Annotated in this window: 6 protein-coding genes; all 6 read left to right on the forward strand. The window is 76.9% G+C overall.

Annotated features, from left to right (window positions below; translation table 11 throughout):
• On the forward strand, positions 1-359 hold a 359-nt coding region (locus E0D90_RS26895; RefSeq protein WP_157996952.1), incomplete at its 5' end, for a hypothetical protein.
• A 104-nt stretch (positions 360-463) separates the two neighbouring features.
• The gene (gene kilB, locus E0D90_RS25110) at positions 464-907 is read left to right on the forward strand and encodes a plasmid transfer protein KilB (protein WP_130800218.1); all 444 of its coding nucleotides are present in this window, start codon (positions 464-466) and stop codon (positions 905-907) included.
• Positions 908-923: 16 nt separating this feature from the next.
• Positions 924-1,343 carry an NUDIX domain-containing protein gene (locus E0D90_RS25115; RefSeq protein WP_130800219.1) on the forward strand — a complete coding sequence of 140 codons (420 nt, stop codon included), beginning with the start codon at positions 924-926 and terminating at the stop codon, positions 1,341-1,343.
• A 147-nt stretch (positions 1,344-1,490) separates the two neighbouring features.
• Positions 1,491-1,913 (forward strand): RRQRL motif-containing zinc-binding protein, encoded by a 423-nt coding sequence (locus tag E0D90_RS25120; RefSeq protein ID WP_130800220.1) that lies wholly within the window; start codon positions 1,491-1,493, stop codon positions 1,911-1,913.
• Complete coding sequence (locus tag E0D90_RS25125) at positions 1,910-2,122, forward strand: hypothetical protein (RefSeq protein WP_130800221.1); 213 nt, start codon at positions 1,910-1,912, stop codon at positions 2,120-2,122. Before E0D90_RS25120 ends, E0D90_RS25125 begins: the two co-directional genes overlap by 4 nt.
• A 19-nt stretch (positions 2,123-2,141) precedes the next feature.
• The coding region (locus tag E0D90_RS25130; protein ID WP_227870497.1) for a hypothetical protein at positions 2,142-2,329 on the forward strand (188 nt) is incomplete at its 3' end.

Raw genomic sequence — 2,329 nt, forward strand, 5'->3', positions numbered from 1 at the left:
CCCCCACCCCCACCCACGGCACGGCCGCACCCGTCCCGCAGCCGGACCGGCGCCTCGTCCCGCCCGTCGCCGCCGGGATCGCCGTCTGCTCCATCGCGGTCGGCGCCGGAGCCGTCGGCATCGGCTGCGGTGCCTGGCTCCTCCTCCAGGGCCTGTCCGCCATCACCCTCGCCGGAGTCGCGGCCATCGCAGCCCCGTTCGTCGGTATCGCCGTCGTCGCCACCGCCATCGGGACCGCCGTCAGCAAGGCCCGCGCCGGGACCACCACCACGACCCACGTCTACCAAGGCGCTGTCACCCAGCACACCGAGATCGAGGCGCGGCAGCGCGGCATGTTCTCCCGCACCACCATCCGCTGACCGCCGGGTGCTCCGTCTCGCCGCCGGCCCCGCCCCACACCGGGCCGGTACCGGCGGCGCGGGCAGGCCACCCGGCCCCCACCACCACCCAGGAGCCCGCCCACATGGTGCAGACCCTCATCGCCGTCACCGGCACGCTCGCCGCCGCGATCCTCACCCAGCTCGTCGCCGCACGCACCGCACGGCGCGCCACTCTCCGCGCGGACCAGCTCGCCGCCGTCACCGGCCTCGCCTCCGCCCTCGCGGACCACCGCCGCACCATGTGGTGCCTGATGGACGCCCGGCTCGCGGGCCGCCCGGACGACGAGATCGCGCAGCGCACCGCGGACACCCACACCACCCGTGCGGCGATCACCGGCCCGGCCATGCAGGTCCGAGTCCTCCTCCCCGCCGCCGTCGCCGCAGCCGCACAGGCCGCGATTGCCGACACCTACGAAATCCGCGATGCCCTCGACGCCGCCGACCTCGCAGCCCGCCGCGAGGCAGCCCTCGCCGCCGCCGAGCGCTGCTCCGACACCGCCGCCGACCACCTCCAGCACGCCCACTGACCCAGAGGAGACAACCATGACCGAGTCCATCGCCACCGCCCGCCTCACCGCCGACGTCATCGCCACCGCCCCCACCCCCGAAGGCCCCGCCGCCCTGCTGATCCGCCGGGGCTGGGACCCCCACGCCGGGATGTGGGCGCTCCCGGGTGGTCACCAGGACGTAGGGGAGGAGAGCGCCACCGCCGCAGCCCGCGAACTCCGGGAGGAGACCGGCCTGCGGATCTCGCCGTCCGACCTGACGTACGTCGGGACCTGGGCAGCCCCGGGCCGGGACCCGCGCGGCCGGTACGTCACGGACGCCTACCTCGCCCACCTGCCCGCGCCCGCCACTGCGACCGGGGGCGACGACGCCACCGACGCCCGCTGGTGGCCCGTCGCGGCTCTGCCGCCCCTCGCGTTCGACCACGCCACCATCCTCGCCGCCGCGCTCGGGTAACCCGCCTCGCCGCCGCACCACCTCGTGCGGCGGCGGGACAGGCCACCCGGCCGAGCACCACCAGCACGACCCCTCCACCGCGGCCGCCGCCCCACACCAGGGACGGCGGCCGCACCCGTGCCCAGCCCAGCACCCGAGGAGACACCCGTGCCCACGACCCGCCGCACCCTCACCGCCGTACCCGCCACCGCCGACGTCGACCGCGACCAGGAGCAGGAGCAGCCCGGCACCTACGAGCACGGCACCGCCCCCGCCCATCTGATGACACGCCGCCAGCTCCGGGACGCCGGGCTGCGGCCCGGCGGGCACGACCCCGTCGCCACCCTCCGCTGCCGCCGCTGCGGCTACCACCCCACCCGGGCGTGCACCCGCCCGGCGTTCCTTTTCGACTCCCGCCTCGCGCTCCCCCGCCGAGTCCCGACGCTGCGGCAGGAGGAGGCGCTCGACCGGGCCATGGCGGCCCGTCAGACCTGCATCACCTGCCGGGTCCGGCAGGCGTACTGCCTCCCGGTCGCGGACCGCCGCTGCGTCGGCTGCGCCACCAGCAGCGGCCTGGCGGCCGCCGCATGACCCCGGCCGGGCTCGTCTGGTCCGCCCCGGCCCACTACGACCACCGAGGCGACCGCCCGTGCGCGCTGTGCGGCCGCCCCACCCCACTCCGCAGCCACGCCCGCGAACCCGCGCACAAGGTGTGCGCCGAACAGTGGGCCGCCGACCACCCCGGCACCGACCGGTTCGTCAGCGACCCGCCCGCTGGGCGACGTCGTACCCACGCCTGAACCATCACCAGGAGGCACAGTGACCACCACCGAGACCACGACCACCGAGACCACGACCACCGACCCGGCCGCTGCCGTCGCCGAGACGCAGGCGCTCGTCGCCCGTGCCGACACCAAGGCGGCTTTGCTCCTGGCGGCCGTCGCCGCCGGCCTCTCCCTCGCCGCCGGATCCGCCGGCTCCCTCCCCGGCCCCGCCCGCATCCCCGC

This window comes from Streptomyces otsuchiensis, assembly GCF_004305975.1.
In the GTDB taxonomy this organism is placed as follows: domain Bacteria; phylum Actinomycetota; class Actinomycetes; order Streptomycetales; family Streptomycetaceae; genus Streptomyces; species Streptomyces otsuchiensis.